Genomic DNA, 16,696 nt, shown 5'->3' on the forward strand with positions numbered 1-16,696 from the left:
AAACTGGAAATCACTTAAAATTTAAAATTTAGAAAAGTTAAACTACCCTTAACTATATAACATGAGATAATTCTACTACTTGTCATAAAAGCCGGAAACTTCCTTACCGGCTCTTGTCAGATGAAAAATCAGCTCGTATCACTTGCTGGTGAATCATCCCGCCTTTGTCCATGCGTGCATCATCAACAAAAAAATTTTAAATTTATGAAAAAAAATAGCTTTTGGAAGCTATCAATTCTTCTAAAAACGGGAAAAATATCTACTTTGGCGATTCTGGTTTTAGCCATGAGCCCCGAAGTAAGGGCTTTTTCTTTAACTAAATCTGCAACAAGTGTCACCATCAACTTTCCAGATCAACATGTAAAAGGAAAAGTTACCGGCGATAAAGGAGAAGAACTGCCGGGCGTCAGCGTTCGCGTTAAAGGAACCCAGCAGGGAACCACCACTTCGCCCACCGGCGATTTTGAATTATCCGTACCGGAAAACAGCGTATTGATATTTTCTTTTATCGGGTACAAAACCCAGGAAATTCCCGCTACCCAGGCACAAGGTCAGCTAACTGTAAAATTACTGCCCGACCAGGAACAACTGAACGAAGTGGTAGTGGTGGGTTATGGCTCTCAGAAAAAAGTAAATGTAACCGGCTCGGTCGCCAGCCTAGACCAAAAAGTTCTGGCGAATCGCCCTATTACCAATTCTACCCAGGCTCTGCAAAATTTACCCGGGGTTTTCACGAACCAAACCAAAGGCAGGCCCGGCGCGGATGCGGCCACCATCCGGATTAGGGGCGTGGGTACTTTAAATAACAGCAACCCGCTGGTGTTGGTAGATGGCGTCGAGTTTCCGCTGGGCGACGTAAACCCGAACGATATTGAAAGTATTACGGTGTTGAAAGATGCGGCTTCGGCGGCTATTTACGGTAACCGCGCGGCTAACGGGGTTATTCTGGTAAAAACCAAAAGCGGGCAAAAAGGTACTTTCCGGGTGGATTATAACTTTTACTGGGGCAAACAAGAAGCCACCCAGTTTCCGGATGCCGTTACCAACTCCCTCGAATACATGGAAGGAAAAAACCGCGCGCTGGCCAACGAAGGCAAACCCGCCGAAAGCACCCCCGCTTTGCTGGAAGAATACCGGGCCGGCACCGATCCTTATATTTACCCCAACACCAACTGGTTTGATCTGATGTTCCGCTCGGCTCCTATTCAGGAACATAACTTACGGCTTTCCGGCGGCGGCGAAAAAACCGCTTTTTCGGTTTCGTTAGGCTATTTAAACCAGGAAGGTATTCTGATTCAAACTTCGGGGAAACGCTACTCGCTCAACACGAACGTTTCCGCGGACATCAGCAAAAAAGTAAAAATTGGCGCCAGCTTAATTGGTAATTATTGGGTAAACCAGGAAAGTGCTTACAGCGCCGATGAAGGCAACGGCGAAGGCGGCTTAATGGGTTTGATTTACCGGGGCTTGCCCATGCAAACACCCTACGCCCAAAACGGCACCTACGCCGACCAATGGATACGGGTGCCAGGCCATAATTTTTTCCGGAACCCGGTAGCTTTAGCCAACGAAGGCTTCCGGAAAAACAATCAATACCGCACCCTGGCCAATTTATTTCTGGAATACCAGTTGCCGTTTAACATTCGGTACAAAACCACAATAGCTACCAATATTTTGTTCGGGGTGGAAAAATACTCTTACCCCCAAATTAATTTAACCAACCCTAAAACCGGCGTCATTAGCCCGATTGGCAATACGCCCTTGCGTGGTATCCGGCAGATTAGCCAGAACAATATTAACTTAACCAATTTCCACACCTTAAACTGGGAGCAAACTTTTAACCAGCACACGCTAACGGCACTCGGTGGCTTTAGTGTGGAAACGTTTAACAATGGTGATTTCTCGGCTTATAACCAGGGCTACTTGGGCAACGATTTAACGGAATTAAACGCCGGTAGTACCTCACCGCAGGTTACCGGAACCTCCGGGCAATCGAAGCTACTTTCTTACTTTGGCCGGGTTAATTACAACTACGCCGAAAAGTATTTACTCGAAGCCAACTTCCGCTACGATGGCTCTTCGCGTTTCGCGCCGGGTAACCGCTGGGGATTCTTCCCGTCGTTCTCGGCAGGCTGGCGTTTGAGCGAAGAAGAATTTTTAAAAAATAACCGCGTGGTGAGCAATTTAAAACTGCGCGGCTCGTACGGTCGCCTGGGCAATCAGTTGATTCCTTTGTTTAGCTACGTCGATGCTATTTCCTTGGGCCAGGGCTATAACTTTAACAATACGCTGGTGAGCGGGGCCGCTATTACGCAACTCAGCGACCCGAACATTACCTGGGAAACCACCACCATGCTGGACTTTGGTCTGGAAGGTGGCTTCTTCGATAATCGCTTAACTTTCGAAATAGATTGGTTCGATAAAAAGACTTCTAACATTTTACGCCAGGTTGCCGTTCCGGCCCAGGTCGGCAATCTGGATGGACCTTTCCGCAACATTGGCTCGGTAGCTAACCAAGGGATAGAAGTGAACCTTAGTTTCCGGAATACCATTCAGCAATTCCGGTACGGTGTAGATGCCAACGTTACGTATTTAAAAAATGAGGTAACTAACTTAAATAATCAGGTTTATTATAATCCCAATACGATTACGCAAGAAGGTTCTCCCATTAATGCTTTCTTTGGTCTAGAAGCCGAAGGTATCTTTCAGACGCAGGAAGAAATTAACAACCATGCCTTCCAGAACGCCGGCACCAAGCCCGGCGATTTAAAATACCGCGACACGGACGGCAACAAAGTTATCGACAATAACGACCGGGTAGTAATCGGCAACAGCATTCCGAAATACACTTATGGCTTTAATGTAAGTGCCGGCTACAAAGACTTGGAGTTAAGCGCTATTTTTCAGGGATTGGCCGATGTGGACACCTACCTGACCGGCAACCTGGCCCAGCCTTATAAAAACGGCGCCGGCGTTACCCGCGAATGGCTCACGGACTCCTGGACGCCGGAAAACCCCTCGGCTAAATTACCCCGCTTAACCACTTCTAACGGCTATCCGCAGAATTATCTTACGTCCAGTTTCTGGGTGCGCGATGCGTCGTATTTACGATTAAAGAATGTGCAGTTGAGCTACAATTTGCCGAAAAGTTTATACGCCAAAGCCGGCCTTACCCAATTAAAGGTATTTGTCAACGCGCAGAACTACTTAACCTTTACAAAATTCAAATTCAGCGATCCGGAAAGAAATTTAATCCGGGCTGACTTAATCGAATATCCGGTGGCCAAAAGTTTCACGGCCGGTTTAAATGTTTCGTTTTAATTTTTACTTGTCCATGAAAAAATACCTTATTTATACCTTTGCGCTTTTTTGCCTCAGCAGTTGCCAGGACTCGTTTCTGGATGTAACGCCCACCGACCGGTTTACCCAGGAAACGTACTGGAACACCAAAGAACAGGCCGAAGCTGCTTTAAACGCGACCTATGCCGTCATTGTAAATTCCAATTCGCTGTACTCGGCGGGTAACACCGTTTATCTGGATGCACTCACGCCCAATACCTACCAGTACAACCGCGACGAAAACATTATTTCGCGGGGCTTGCACAATGCGGCTACCGGTATATTTAATACCACCTGGAACACCAGCTACCTCGGTATCGGCCGGGCCAATAATTTTTTGGCTAATATCGATAAAGTAACCATGGATGAAGCGCTGAAAAATCGGTACAAAGCCGAAGCAAAGTTTTTAAGGGCGCTGTTTTACTTTCCGTTGTGGAACTTATACGGTGGTGCGCCGCTCATCACCGAAGCCACGGATTACGCAACCCAAGCCAGCTTACCCCGGAACTCTGCAGAGGAAGTGTTGACCCAGATTTTAAAAGATTTAGACGAAGCGGCGGCCGGGGATGTATTACCGCTTACCTACTCCGGCGCCGATAAAGGCCGCGTAACTCGCGGCGCCGTATACGCGCTCAAAGCCCGTATACTGTTGTACGCCAGCCGCTGGGAAGAAGCGGCCACCGCCGCTAAAAAAGTGATTGATTTAAACGTATATTCGCTTTTCCCAAACTACCGGGGTTTGTTTTACCTCGAAAACGAAGGCAACACCGAAGTAATTTTTGACGCCCAGTACAAGTTTCCGGAATTTACCCATTCCTTAGACGTGAGCTTGGACCAGCAATTAGGGTCGGCGCCTTTACCGGGTTTGGTAGCCGATTATTACGCCACCGATGGCTTACCTATCACCAGCTCGGCTGTTTACAATCCGGCTAAACCCTACGAAAACCGCGACCCCCGTTTACAAGCTACCGTTATCATTCCGGGCACTACCTTTAAAGGCGCCACCGTTACCGATATTCAATACCCCAGCACCGGCTACGGCTTAAAAAAATACACGATCTTTAAAGACAACGAAAAGCCGACCATTGTACCCACCAGTAATACTTCCGAGTTAAATTTTATTATTTTGCGCTACGCCGATGTGTTATTGATGTACGCCGAAGCTCAGAACGAAGCTTTCGGTCCGGAATCAGGGACCGACAAAAATTTAACCGTAGCGCAAGCGGTGAACCTGGTGCGCCAACGGGTACAAATGCCCGCTTTACCGGCGGGCTTAACGCAGGTACAAATGCGGGCCGAAATCCGCCACGAACGCCGCGTGGAACTGGCTGCCGAAGGTTTGTATTACTACGACATTCGCCGCTGGAAAATAGCGGATCAGGTTTTAAATACCGATGTTTTTAATAACAAAGGCGGCCGCATTGATAACCGGATGTTTAACGCCACCCGCGATTATCTTTGGCCCATCCCCTCTATTGCTATTCAGAACAATCCGGCTTTAAAGCAAAACCCGGGATACGGTAATTAATCTATTTCTTTAAATTTATTTCTATGAAACTTATCTTAAGAGCACTAGTCCTAGCCGGAATTCTCCTCACGGGGCAAACGCAGGCGCAAACGATGAAATCCAAGAAGCCTAACATTATTTTTATTGTGGCCGATGATCTGGGTTATGGGAACTTAACCAGTTACAACCAAAAGTCGCCGATTCCCACGCCCAACATCGACCGCCTGGCGAAAGAAGGAACCAAGTTTACCCGGTTTTATTCCGGCAGTACGGTGTGCGCGCCTTCCCGCTGCGCCTTAATGACCGGCTACCACATGGGCCACGCCTACGTGCGGGGCAACAGCAAAGCTAAAGATGGTACCGGTGCCTTACGGGCTCAGGATACCACCATGGCGCAAAGGTTGCAGCAAAACGGCTACGTAACCGGTATGTTCGGGAAATGGGGACTAGGCGACGAAGAAACCCAGGGTGCTCCCCACCTAAAAGGCTTCAACGAGTTTTACGGGTACCTAGACCAGGCGCACGCCCACGATTATTATACTAACCGCTTACTGGAAATCCGGGACAACAAGACCCAAACGGTAAAAGTAGATACTACCCAGTACACGCAGGATTTAATCGTGAACAAAGCCCTGGCTTTTTTAAAAAATCATAAAGAAGATCCATTTTTCCTGTACCTGCCATTAACCTTACCGCATGCCGAATTGAAAGTACCAAAAGAACTGCTAAAAAAATTCCAGAAGGCGGATGGCAGCAGCAAGTTTGGTCCCGAAACACCTTTCCAGAAAAAGAATAATTACGACAGCCAACCGCAACCCCGCGCCGCTTTTGCCGCCATGGTTTCTAAACTGGACGGCGACGTTGGAAAAATAGTGGAACTGGTAAAACAACTCGGTTTGGACGACAACACCTACATCTTTTTCACCAGCGACAACGGCCCGCATAAAGAAGGTGGCGGCGATCCGGTATTCTTTAACAGCAGCGGCCCGTTGCGTGGGGTAAAACGCGATTTGTACGAAGGAGGTATCCGGGTTCCTTTACTGGTGCGCGCACCCGGCCGCGTACCCGCCGGCAAAGTAAGCGACCAACCCTGGGCCTTCTGGGATATTCTGCCCACCGTGGGGCAACTAACCGCCACTCCTACTCCAGCTAACATCGACGGCATCTCCTTTGCTGAAGCCTTGGCCGGAAAAACCCCGGTAAAAAAACACGACTACTTCTACTGGCAGTTTAAAGAAGGCGAGTTAAAAGAAGCGGTAACCCAAGGCTACTGGAAGTTAATCCGGTTTAAAGAAGAAGGCAAACCCGAACTATTGGAACTCTACAATCTGCAAAATGACCTGAGCGAAAAAAGCAACTTAGCGGCTAAAAACCCCACCAAAGTAAAGGAGTTAAAAGCCTTAATGGTGCAAGCCAAAACCCCATCGGAAAACAAAACTTTTGATTGGACTTCTGTAGAGCAATAGAGTTTACCTATTTATTATTTTTGGAAAAAAGAAAAAGTCCGTTTTTGGAGGGTTTTTAGGTGAGTTTTTTACGGCTTTACTTTTGAAAGATTTCATCTTACAAGCCTGCGGTGCTATCGAGTTTGAGGCTCCAAGTAATAGAAGATACATTATTAATAAACGACCAAGGTCGTAAACTTTACTACTACGGTACAACCACCATCTTCCCGGTAGTATGATGCATTTGAATTTGATTCAGAGCCTGCACGCTTTTGATTTGAAAGAAACTTATGGCTGCAGATATTCATTTAAAAGTAAAAACTTTTATCAAAAAGATTAACCGTCAAAACTTTATGGTTAAACTCATCCAGTAACAGGTTGAAGCACGAATAAAAAAAGCACCGGGAATATTTGAATTTATTCCCGGTGCTTTTTTACTATCAACTTATTTATACTCCTCTTTTGCGCATTTGATTATTACTTTGTTATACCTAAATGGCTAGGCACACCAAATAAAAATTATGCTTATAGTTTGCCTTCGGCTTTTAACTTTTCCACTACATTCTGCCCAATTCTTTTGCCTAGTTCTTGCCCGGCTGTCATTGATTCCTGCGTTAATATAGGCAATACCTGCGTTGTTTTCTGACCTATAGGAGTTTGATAAAAAGCTATTAGTTCAGTAATTTCTTGGTGGGTAAAATGCTTGTCGTAGATCGGCACAATCATTTGGGCAAACGCATCTTCCGTTATTCCTTTTCTGAACTCCACCCAAAATTCTGCCGGAATAGTGGTATTGGTTTTTTTCTGTAATTCAATGCCCGCATCCATTGCCTGGATACCCACTTTTATAGATCCGGTTAATTCTAAAAGTTTCCTTATATCCTTAGCTTTAGCAGTATCTTGTGCCAGAATGGGTAATGAAAGTACTATTGTAAATAAAAGGGTAAAAATTGTTTTCATCTTAATCTAGGGGGTTTATAATTCTAATTTGGGAAAAATGGTTGCTGTATTTGGTTGACAGATATACGTTTAAACGGGTTCACCGGTGTAAAAGAAGTTTACTGAACATTCCAGCTGAAAGGCAAATGTTTTGCCAATTATAAAACCAAGGGGAAATAGTATCTACCAAAGCTCTTCCGCAGTGAATTATTTAAAAACAAAGTTCTTTATTTTGAATAAATTAACTTAATGAACTATAAAAGCTTTAGTCTATGGAACAGCTAAAATTTCTGCTATTTAACCAATTCATTTAAACAATTCTTCGTATTCGGTATAAACTGCTAGTGGTGGGCTTTCCGTTTTTTTAAATGCGGCGGAGTTGCTTTTTTTCGGAAAAGTCCAGGTTTCCGCTGACGAGGCGCAGTACCTAGCGAATGTGCCCTTATGAGGCACATAAGGCAACTTGGCCGCGGTGGTTTATATTTAATTAAATTTTTCTTTTATCCGCCTCATCGTGGGTTTCGTTTACCCAACCTTGCCGGATCGGGCATTTTATAATCTCGATGCCTGAAAAGAGATTAGAGATGGTTGATTATGAAGCAGAAAAGTATCCCCTCGGAGGTAGGGAGGATTTATTCTAGTAATTGAATGATTTTGTTGAGGTTTTTGCTCACTAATCTCATAATCTAGGTAGTTGAACGTTCGGCCTTGGCCAACACGCTAATGGCAAAGTACCACAGCAGCGAAAATATGGCCGCCATTACCTATTCTGGTCCGGCTCCTATTCCCGACGAAGACTACATCCTTCACCTAGTGGAGGCAGTTCTCAATAGACCCGTGCTGGCGAATACTCCGGGCAAACTCGCCCGCCGGCAGACGCTGTTAGCCCTAGCAGCTTAGGTCGGGTTCACTCCTTTTAAAAAGCAGCCCTTCCCGGATAAAAACCATTTGGGGAGCCCGGAAGATCTTCTCTAGTTTTTAGCATGGCTACAAACTCGCTCTCCCGTTAAGTTATAGAACAGGACAAGAAGTCCTCGCTCACGTTATACCCGCTTTGATCAGGAAAATTTTCACGGCTGGCTCTTTGCTTAACGGAATGACGGTACGCTTACGCCAGCAAAAAGCAAAAAAGCGGAATAGCAAATTAGCGAAATGCTTAATGGCGTTGCTCGCAATTGGTCTTATTTAGCCAAAGAATTTTGCCAGATAGAATCGGCGGAATATACTTCCAGGTTTTTAATTTTGATGTTATTACCCCAGATATGAAAGCCCTCCTGGTTATTTAATTCCGGCTTCCGCTCCATGGAATACGAATACGCGCCGCCGTCGATGAATATCTCAATAGAAGTACGATCCAGGTAAATATCCGCCGAAATTTCCATGCTCGTCCTGTCTTCCGGCGAGTAGAAGACATTGTTTACTTTGTTGAAATTCAAATCATAATCCAGGAGGCGCTGGCCAAAAAGATTTAAACCGGCGCTGGTGGCATGGCTTAATTGCAAGGTGGCTTTAATCCGTAAGCGGTCAGATTTACTAAAGGATTGTAATTTCTGATTGGCTTCCTCAGCCGCAAGAGTATTGTCTTGCTGTATTTTTTTAAAGAGTTGTTCGGTTTCTTTTACCGGCACGCTGAACATACGCACGCCTTCTTTCGTGGTGTGCAAAGTTAGTTCGGTGGGCAAGAGCATCATGTTATTAAAAGGCATCCCCGTTTGCGGTACGCGTCCCCAGCCAATTTGAATGCGGCGGCCGTCGGTTTCCGGAATGTTGGTGTAGGTTTGCGCGGCATAAATAGAACCGGTGTTAAAATAATGCTTGCCACTTTCGGGCGTAAAGGTTTTTCCGTTAAAAGAACCCAGCATGTAGGTATTAGAAGCGCCAAGCATGACCCATTTGGTATTGTTTTTATTCCCGTCTACGGGTAGTTCAAATAAATCCGGGCATTCCCAGAAGCCGGTAACATGACTTTCAAAATTCCAGTCTTTCAGGTTTTTAGAAGTGTAAATGGAGTGACCGTCGCGTTCGTTGAGGACGAGTACCCAGTGGTTACCGGGTTTATACCAGAATACGCGCGGGTCGCGGGTGTCTTTGCTGTTCCATTTGGCTTTCGAATCAATGAGGGGATTTTGGGCATATTTCGTCCAGGTGCGGCCTTTGTCCAGGCTATACGCCAGGCATTGAATTTGCTTGTCGGGGTTATCGGCGGTGTAAACGGCTATCATAGCCGGGGTATTTCCTTTGTTAAAACCGGCGGTGTTGTTGTAATCAATTACCGTAGAGCCGGAAAACATAGTGCCCAATTGGTCAGGGTATAAGGCAATGGGTAATTCCTGCCAATGCACCAAATCTTTACTCACGGCGTGGCCCCAATGCATGTTTTCCCACTCGCGTTCGTAGGGGTTGTGCTGGTAAAAAAGATGGTATTCGCCTTCGTGAAATATAAGCCCATTGGGGTCGTTTATCCAGCCGCGACGGGTGGTAAAATGGAATTGAGGCCTTTTGCTTTCGGCGTACAGTGAATCTTGCCCGGCAATTTTATCGTCCTGGTATATTTTACTTAGCCCGGCCGTATTTCCCGAATACGAAATAGCCAAGGTTTTCCCTTTAAAAGCGGTTACGTCGCAAAACACCCAGTATTCTGGTTTATTACTGGCCAACCTGATTTTAAAAGAACGTTCTTTTTTGCCGCCCAAGGTAAATTGCATCGTGCCCCGTTCTTCTTGCTGCGACACCGGAATATTTAAGTACCGCTTGGTAATTTTTAAAGTAAAATCGGCGGCTCGCAGCGCCGTAGTACCGGAAAACAGAATATAAATAGCGAGTGAGACTTTTAAGCAGTATTTCATTTTGCCACAAGTAAATAGTGAGAAGAAGGTACCGGTAAAAGAAGAAGGTAATTTATAAAACTGAAACCAAATTACCAGCCGTAATTGCTGGTAATCAGAAAAGAAGCCTACTAAATGAATATTATTGATAATTAATGAGCGCCTAACCCGCACAATCCCGGAAAATATTCAAGACAACTTCCACTCACGCCTTTTAAAACCAAATGACTACAGTTAATATTTACCCTATCCGGTACTGGTTAAAAAAGTAGAGTTATAGCTTTAGTAGTTCTTCCTTTTGTGGTGGGGTACGATAGCCCAAACCAGAATGTAACCTTTCGCGGTTATTCTATTTTTAAATACATTTAAAGATGGTACTAGCGGCCGACTTTTAATTTTCAGATTGGCGGCTATTCCCGCTTTTTGTTTTCAGGTTTTGAAAAAGCTCTCGGCCACGGCAGCATCTAAAACAATCTCCTGCTCTGACAAATGAAACAATAAGCTTGTTGTTCTTTTCGGAACGCCTCACAAGCATCCTGTCCGCCTAGTCTGAATAAAAAACCAAAACCTTCGCTTCAGCCTGATTCCTTCTGGCTAGTCTTGCTAAGCTCCCGGTTATTAGCTTAATCTCTTTATTTAATTTCTTTCTTGAGCCATAGCGCTACGTTATTTGTTTTTCTCTTCACTTCTTGTCCCTCTAAAGCAGCAAGTTCAGGCAAAAAGTCTTTCTTCGAATGGGGTAGAGGGAGGATGAGGAAGTAAAGACGTTCATTTGGCGTAAGTCCAAAAATAATAAGTTAAAAGCTTCCCTCCTAAGCTTAGGAGAGTGAGCGATGGTTGATTTTTAAACACCCTTGATAAAGTTTGTTTTGTTTGTTTCTCAACTAAGAGGTGGCTGATTTATGAAAAATACTCCCGCATTTTCCTTTAAAAAAGTAGCAGGAGAATTGATTCTTTCGGAAGTAAATATAAATGAGATTATAAAAATACAATTAGTACTACCGCTACTACCAAGGCGGCACTAGCCAAAATTCCCGTGCCGGTGCCGGCGGCGGCTTTGCCTACTTTCCGCCAATGCGCTTGTTTGCGGTAGCCTTGCATGTAATCCCGGTTCTGGGCAAGTCGCGGATCGGCCACCCGTAAAGTGCGGGAGCTGGGCGGGGTAACGGCCATTGCTACCGGAATGGCTAAAGTAGCACCGCCGGTAAACCACGACATAGCGCCCGCTGCGGCCGATCCCCAGAATACTCCTTTGCCTTTGTACAGCAAGCGGGCATCCCGGCGGCCATCCCGGGAAAATTCCGCCGCCGATTTTACGGGTAAGCCTAAGGTATCCAGGGGTATTTCTATCTTTATTAATTCGGTGGTGCCGTTAGCGTACTGAATCATAAACACCTCGGTTTTTGGCAATGACAAAACGGGACCTTGCGCGGAATCGGAGAGGGTATAAAAAATAGTGGACTCTTTCACTTCGGTAACTTTAGCCGGGAGCTGATCGCCGGAAGTTTTAAAAATAATGTCCTGGGCTTGTACCGCGTACACTCCCAGGAAGAATACCAAAAAGAAGGCTATCTTTTTCATACGTTTTTGCGGGTCGCTGCTGGTTAGTTTCGCAGCGATTTTTAATTATTTTGGATGATTTCGGAGGTTACCTGTTAAACAACAAAAGTATGGTATTGCCGCCCTTACCGAAATGGGTTTTGCTGCTCATTTAGATGAGTACTACTACCTAGTAAGGGTTGCATGGTGCGGTGAAAATGTTTTATTGATTAAAAGTGTTTTTAAAATACGGCAGCATGAATCAGGTATTTAATGCTTTGTTTTAGCATCATACTGCTGGATTAAAAGCGGCATTACTTATTTACTCCGTTGAGACTGTGCTAGTCTCCATACTAAGGCGCAATCTTGTTTGAGCAGTATCCCGTTTGCTTCTTAGCCGGTGCCGGAAAACAGGGTACTGCTCCCCCGCCCCGCACTTTCGCTTAAAGACCTAAAAAGGCTCCAGAAAGAGTTGGCTAAAATTACGCCCCTTATTCATAGGTCATTCAAGTAAGTAAAGAGAAACCAGCAGCTTTGTTACAAACTCATTCCTTCTTAACATTGGAATAAATACCTTTGCGCCCGGTCCAACAATTGTTAGTCTTATGCGGAATGTGGTGCTCGGTTTATTATTTGCCATGTTGTGGGCATCGGCCTCGGTAGCTACTAAAGTTGGCGTCGCGCAGGTGCATCCGCTTTTATTAGCTAATATCCGTTTTTTTATTGCCGGTGGGTTAATGTTAGGTTATGCTTACGGGTTGCAAGGGAGTAAAAATACACTTCCGCGCGGCCTGGAATGGAAGCATTTACTTATTTTTTCATTGCTGAATACTACTATTTATTTAGGCGCTTTTGTTCTGGCATTAAAAGAAGTATCGGCCGGCATCGGCAGTTTAAGTGTAGCAACCAATCCGCTTTTTATCACGTTACTTTCGGCCGTTTGGCTCCGGCGGCCCTTGCGAGTACGGGAAGGTTGGGGCATTTTGCTGGGACTAGCCGGAGTAGCTTTGGCTACTTATCCTTTGCTGCAAAATAGTTACGCCACACTCAAAGGTTTATTCATTTTACTTGCCGGCATGATTTCGGTATCGGCGGCTACGGTATATTACGCCCAGGTTAAATGGAAACTATCCAGTTTGGTGATTAACGGCTGGCAGGTTTTACTCGGGGGTATTTGTTTACTGCCCTTTACAATTTACTTCACTAATTTACAAACGGCTCACTTCAACGCCGATTTTTGGGGCGCAGTTTTCTGGTTAATTGGCCCGGTTTCAATTGTATCGCTGCAACTTTGGTTTTTCCTGATAAAACAAGATGCGGTCCGGGCTTCGTTGTGGTTGTTTATGTGCCCGATATTTGGCTTTTTTTATTCTTACACTTTACTCGGCGAGCCTATTACTACCTACACTTTTGCCGGAACTGCTTTAGTTATTGCCGGCTTGTATCTGGCTCAACGCGAAAAGTTTACAAAATAAAATAGATTTAGAGTTCCGGCGCTTAAATAGATAAAGTTATCTTTCTCATCCTTCCTATTTTCATTAACCATCAAGCCTAATGGTTGCTATTAGCTTATATAAGCTTTTTTTAGTTGCTTAGTTTTTAAAGAGAAAACTTCATTTTTAATCTGCTATCCCGCAGAATATGATACCCAATAGTATGAGTTACCTTCCATCAGGTTGATGTAAAAAACTGCGCCAACCCGGCGGGTTTTGAAAATCCGCCGGATTTCATATCCTGCGTTATGGCCGCTCCTTGAAGCGATTGGGTATGAACTTTCAAATGACTAATTCAGGATTTAAATAGACTAAATGGCTTGTCTTTGGAGCTGGTTCCCGTCTCTAGGTGACGGTGCTATCTTGTTTGATGAGTACCCTGTTTGCCTCGTGGCCGGCGAACCTCGTTTGCTCCCTCCGCCTTCAGAACCTCCCCTAACAACAGGAGAGACGGCTGTTCCCTTTTCCTCCTGCCTCGGAATGCTCAAGCACCAGAACCTTTGCAGACTCTCCCTAGCCAATACGCATGTTTTTGCCTTACGTAGAAATGCTGGCGCCGCTGTTAGGGTACACGGGTAATTTCGACAGTAGGGGCATTTTAGGGGTAAGTTACTGGAATGCGTATGGTCTGCTTTATTATTTTTCCGGATTTCTGGGCTACCTGGTTCTGGCGTATTAGCTTATTTAGCACCCCTTTAATTAATCCTGGAGCCGCACGCTGCTGGTAGCCCTACCTTTGTTTTTGTTGGGGTACGCGGTTACGGCGTTGGGCTTGGTTCTTACCCAAAAGTATTTCCCCGGCAGCTGGGCCAACCCGGAAATAATCTGGTATTTCTAGGGCATCAAGGTTTTTCTAATGACTTTTGCGGTCTTTATTCTTATTCAGAAGATAAGCCTTAAAAATTCTGCTTTATTAACGAAGATGGCCGCCCTTACTTTCGGCGTATTTCTTTGTCACTTTGTTTTCGTACAACTAGCCTACGACCTTATCTATCCTCTATCCGCTTTACCGGCGTTGGTTAAATTTTTTAATGGCAGTATTTACATTTGGCATTTCCTTGTTTATTACTTGGTTGCTGAACCTAAATAAAATTACGCAAAAAAGTAGTAGTTTGATTCTTGCAGGGCCGTTGGAGAAAGATGCGTTACGTACAACGCCTCTTTTTATTTTGATACTAATAAATTAAGCTATAAAATACCTGCTATTTGCTGTTTATTCTTAATGTCGATTTCTAGCTACTCGCAAGGATGCGAATACGAGTTAACTGTTGGTAATTACCTGAGCCCGGTCGGCTTTGTCAATCTCTGCGCTGGCGACTTACAGAAATACATTTTTACGCTACCATTTCCCGGTTGTATTTACTACGGTATTGCACCGGCGATAATCCGGTAATTTTTTTGAAAGTATCCCGGAAAGCTTTGGGGTCGGAGTAACCTACGTTGTACATTACTTCGTTCACGTTTTCGCGGGACGTTTCCAAGCTCATTTTCGCGGCTTCTATTTTTACCCGCTGAATGTATTCTACTACCGTATTGGCGGTGGCTTTTTTAAAGCGTCGTTCCAGGTTACGACGGCTCAGTGCGAGGGTATCGGCTAACTGGTCAACGGTTAATTTCTCGGGCACATTTTTTTCGATTATTTCCTGGGCTTTTCTAATTACTTCGTCTTCGTGGTCTTTTTGACCGGCAAAAATAACGAACGGCGATTGGCTCCGGCGTGCTATATCAATCTGGAAAGCTTTGGACATAAACACGGCAATGTCCCGGCCCACGTATTTCTCAATGAGGTATAAAATTAAATTCAGGTAGGAGAAGGCCCCGCCACTGGAATAAATACCTTGCTCATCGGTAATAATTTTGTCTTCCACCAGGTTCACTTCCGGGAACATCTTCCGGAAATCTTTGGCTGCCATCCAATGGGTCGCGCATTTTTTACCCGTTACCAAGCCGGTAGCAGCCAACATAAACGCTCCCACGCATAAACTACCCACCTCGGCTCCCGCCTGGTATTGCTTTACAATCCAGGGAATAAATTCCTGGTTATTTGCTAAAGTTTTTACCATATCGCCATCCAGCGCCGGAATAATAATTAAATCCGTTTTTTCAATATCCTGGGCTACTACATCGGTGTAAATCGTGTAAATACCGCCGGCAGCCGGTACTTCTTTCTCCAAACCCACCAACTGCACATTAAACAAAGCCGGCTTATCCATGCTTTTCAAAAGTTTGTTCACTTCGGTAAAAACCTGGCGCGGTCCCTCAATACTGCCTAAAACGGCTCCTTTCGGAACTAGGATCGATATATGTTTCATAGGTTTAAATAAGTTTGAATGGATGGCTAAATGTAATTATATTGTTTCTAAAATAAACAGAAATGTTGTCGCAATCAACCCCTTAGATTGTCGGAAATATACCCCCTTGTTTCGGCAATTTACTAATAAATTTGTCTTAATCTAATTCATTTAGCAAATAAATAAAGAGGCCGCATTACTTTGAAACCGGAGACTATACTTAACCCGATACTTTAATTTTTTAACTATAAAACAAATACTATGGAAGCTCTCATTATTAAAAAAAACATTGAAATTAACGCTCCAGCAAATAAAATCTGGGATGTATTGCTACAGGACGAGTATAACCGCATTTGGTTCGCTGAGTTCAGCCCGGGAGCATTCGCCGAAACCACCTGGCAAGAAGGCAGCAAAGTTATCTTTAAAGACGAGAGCGGCAGCGGCATTATCGGCACCATCGTTGCCAACCAAATTGGCAAATTACTTTCCATTAAATACAACGGTATTGTAAAAGCCAACGTCGAAGATTACGACAGCGAGGAAGCCCAGGGAGTAAAAGGCGGCCGGGAAATTTACCGCTTAACGGAAAACCAGGACGCTACCCAGTTAGACATCGAAGTAGACATGGGTGAGGAAATGTACGAGATGATGGCGGGAGCCTGGGACAAAGCCTTGCAGAAAATTAAAGAATTAGCGGAAGCGTAGGAAAATATTTTTTAACCGGGTGCGCTCCGGCCACTCGGTAATTCTCCACTCCATTTGTTTTTCTCCGCCAGTAAAGTTTATAAATATTTAATCCGGATTACCTGCATTTATCTGAGTAAACCCTTATCTTAAATTCTAAAGCTCATGAAACCGAAAACAGTTAAAATACTTTACTGGACCGTTACCGGTCTTTTCTCCCTTTTACTCCTGATGGCGGGTATCACCGAAGCCATTCAACCCGAATCGGGCCGGCAGATTATGCAACACTTAGGGTATCCGGTGCACATCATGCTCGTGATTGGGGTAGGCAAAATTTTGGCAGTCGTAGCCTTGGTGCAAACCAGATTCCGGGTAATTAAAGAATGGGCTTACGCGGGTATTACTTTTAACCTCATTGGCGCTTTTGTGGCCAGGGCTTACGCCGGCGATAGTATAGGTTTGATTCTATCGCCCTTAATATTTTTGTCGGTTATGTTCTTGTCTTATTTTCTATGGAAACAAGTCGGAAAAACAATTATTGTCCCCATGCAAGCCGAACCAAAGGTCATCGAATACCTGAAAATAGCTTAATTACCAGAGTGGCTCATTTCTAATTACAAAACTACTAAATATC

At 44.7% G+C, this 16,696-nt stretch carries 12 protein-coding genes; 8 read left to right on the forward strand and 4 right to left on the reverse strand.

Annotated elements, in window-relative coordinates; all coding sequences use genetic code 11:
* Positions 1-204 precede the first annotated feature (204 nt).
* From AHMF7605_RS07830 to AHMF7605_RS07840, 3 genes are read left to right on the forward strand one after another with little or no spacing between them, the layout of a single operon-like run.
* Positions 205-3,321, forward strand: a complete 3,117-nt coding sequence (locus AHMF7605_RS07830; protein WP_199200210.1) for a SusC/RagA family TonB-linked outer membrane protein — start codon at positions 205-207, stop codon at positions 3,319-3,321.
* A gap of 13 nt (positions 3,322-3,334) precedes the next feature.
* Positions 3,335-4,867: a RagB/SusD family nutrient uptake outer membrane protein gene (locus AHMF7605_RS07835; protein WP_106933393.1), complete on the forward strand. Its 1,533-nt coding sequence runs from the start codon at positions 3,335-3,337 to the stop codon at positions 4,865-4,867.
* Between the two features lie 23 nt (positions 4,868-4,890).
* Positions 4,891-6,312 (forward strand): arylsulfatase, encoded by a 1,422-nt coding sequence (locus tag AHMF7605_RS07840; RefSeq protein WP_106928069.1) that lies wholly within the window; start codon positions 4,891-4,893, stop codon positions 6,310-6,312.
* A 504-nt stretch (positions 6,313-6,816) separates the two neighbouring features.
* Here AHMF7605_RS07840 and AHMF7605_RS07845 read toward each other — a convergent pair.
* Complete coding sequence (locus AHMF7605_RS07845) at positions 6,817-7,251, reverse strand: DUF2059 domain-containing protein (protein WP_106928071.1); 435 nt, start codon at positions 7,249-7,251, stop codon at positions 6,817-6,819.
* 702 nt (positions 7,252-7,953) lie between these two features.
* Here AHMF7605_RS07845 and AHMF7605_RS29645 point away from each other — a divergent pair.
* A complete protein-coding gene (locus AHMF7605_RS29645; protein WP_158267472.1) occupies positions 7,954-8,130 on the forward strand; it encodes a hypothetical protein in 177 nt (58 codons plus the stop codon).
* A 281-nt stretch (positions 8,131-8,411) separates the two neighbouring features.
* On the opposite strand, the gene AHMF7605_RS07850 is transcribed toward AHMF7605_RS29645, so the two are convergent.
* Together AHMF7605_RS07850 and AHMF7605_RS07855 are read right to left on the reverse strand one after the other, a co-directional pair.
* Positions 8,412-10,076 carry a glycoside hydrolase family 32 protein gene (locus tag AHMF7605_RS07850; RefSeq protein WP_106933394.1) on the reverse strand — a complete coding sequence of 555 codons (1,665 nt, stop codon included), beginning with the start codon at positions 10,074-10,076 and terminating at the stop codon, positions 8,412-8,414.
* A gap of 957 nt (positions 10,077-11,033) precedes the next feature.
* Positions 11,034-11,636, reverse strand: a complete 603-nt coding sequence (locus tag AHMF7605_RS07855) for a hypothetical protein (RefSeq protein WP_106928073.1) — start codon at positions 11,634-11,636, stop codon at positions 11,034-11,036.
* Positions 11,637-12,199: 563 nt separating this feature from the next.
* Between AHMF7605_RS07855 and AHMF7605_RS07860 the strand changes: the two genes are divergently transcribed.
* Both AHMF7605_RS07860 and AHMF7605_RS29650 read left to right on the forward strand, forming a co-directional pair.
* Complete coding sequence (locus tag AHMF7605_RS07860; protein ID WP_106928075.1) at positions 12,200-13,069, forward strand: DMT family transporter; 870 nt, start codon at positions 12,200-12,202, stop codon at positions 13,067-13,069.
* A 544-nt stretch (positions 13,070-13,613) separates the two neighbouring features.
* Positions 13,614-13,766: a hypothetical protein gene (locus AHMF7605_RS29650; RefSeq protein WP_158267473.1), complete on the forward strand. Its 153-nt coding sequence runs from the start codon at positions 13,614-13,616 to the stop codon at positions 13,764-13,766.
* A gap of 655 nt (positions 13,767-14,421) precedes the next feature.
* Here AHMF7605_RS29650 and AHMF7605_RS07865 read toward each other — a convergent pair.
* Complete coding sequence (locus AHMF7605_RS07865; protein WP_106928077.1) at positions 14,422-15,399, reverse strand: GlxA family transcriptional regulator; 978 nt, start codon at positions 15,397-15,399, stop codon at positions 14,422-14,424.
* A gap of 240 nt (positions 15,400-15,639) precedes the next feature.
* On the opposite strand from AHMF7605_RS07865, the gene AHMF7605_RS07870 reads away from it, so the two are divergent.
* Positions 15,640-16,083, forward strand: coding sequence for an SRPBCC family protein (locus AHMF7605_RS07870; protein WP_106928079.1), 444 nt, complete (start codon positions 15,640-15,642; stop codon positions 16,081-16,083).
* Between the two features lie 144 nt (positions 16,084-16,227).
* Positions 16,228-16,653: a DoxX family protein gene (locus AHMF7605_RS07875; protein ID WP_106928081.1), complete on the forward strand. Its 426-nt coding sequence runs from the start codon at positions 16,228-16,230 to the stop codon at positions 16,651-16,653.
* The last annotated feature ends 43 nt before the right edge of the window (positions 16,654-16,696 follow it).

This window comes from Adhaeribacter arboris (genome assembly GCF_003023845.1).
GTDB lineage: Bacteria > Bacteroidota > Bacteroidia > Cytophagales > Hymenobacteraceae > Adhaeribacter > Adhaeribacter arboris.

Coding starts and splice junctions, on each gene's coding strand:
- AHMF7605_RS07830 (WP_199200210.1), top strand. CDS start 205: ATGAAAAAAAATAGCTTTTGGAAGCTATCAATTCTTCTAAAAACGGGA.
- AHMF7605_RS07835 (WP_106933393.1), top strand. CDS start 3,335: ATGAAAAAATACCTTATTTATACCTTTGCGCTTTTTTGCCTCAGCAGT.
- AHMF7605_RS07840 (WP_106928069.1), top strand. CDS start 4,891: ATGAAACTTATCTTAAGAGCACTAGTCCTAGCCGGAATTCTCCTCACG.
- AHMF7605_RS07845 (WP_106928071.1), bottom strand. CDS start 7,251: ATGAAAACAATTTTTACCCTTTTATTTACAATAGTACTTTCATTACCC.
- AHMF7605_RS29645 (WP_158267472.1), top strand. CDS start 7,954: ATGGCAAAGTACCACAGCAGCGAAAATATGGCCGCCATTACCTATTCT.
- AHMF7605_RS07850 (WP_106933394.1), bottom strand. CDS start 10,076: ATGAAATACTGCTTAAAAGTCTCACTCGCTATTTATATTCTGTTTTCC.
- AHMF7605_RS07855 (WP_106928073.1), bottom strand. CDS start 11,636: ATGAAAAAGATAGCCTTCTTTTTGGTATTCTTCCTGGGAGTGTACGCG.
- AHMF7605_RS07860 (WP_106928075.1), top strand. CDS start 12,200: ATGCGGAATGTGGTGCTCGGTTTATTATTTGCCATGTTGTGGGCATCG.
- AHMF7605_RS29650 (WP_158267473.1), top strand. CDS start 13,614: ATGTTTTTGCCTTACGTAGAAATGCTGGCGCCGCTGTTAGGGTACACG.
- AHMF7605_RS07865 (WP_106928077.1), bottom strand. CDS start 15,399: ATGAAACATATATCGATCCTAGTTCCGAAAGGAGCCGTTTTAGGCAGT.
- AHMF7605_RS07870 (WP_106928079.1), top strand. CDS start 15,640: ATGGAAGCTCTCATTATTAAAAAAAACATTGAAATTAACGCTCCAGCA.
- AHMF7605_RS07875 (WP_106928081.1), top strand. CDS start 16,228: ATGAAACCGAAAACAGTTAAAATACTTTACTGGACCGTTACCGGTCTT.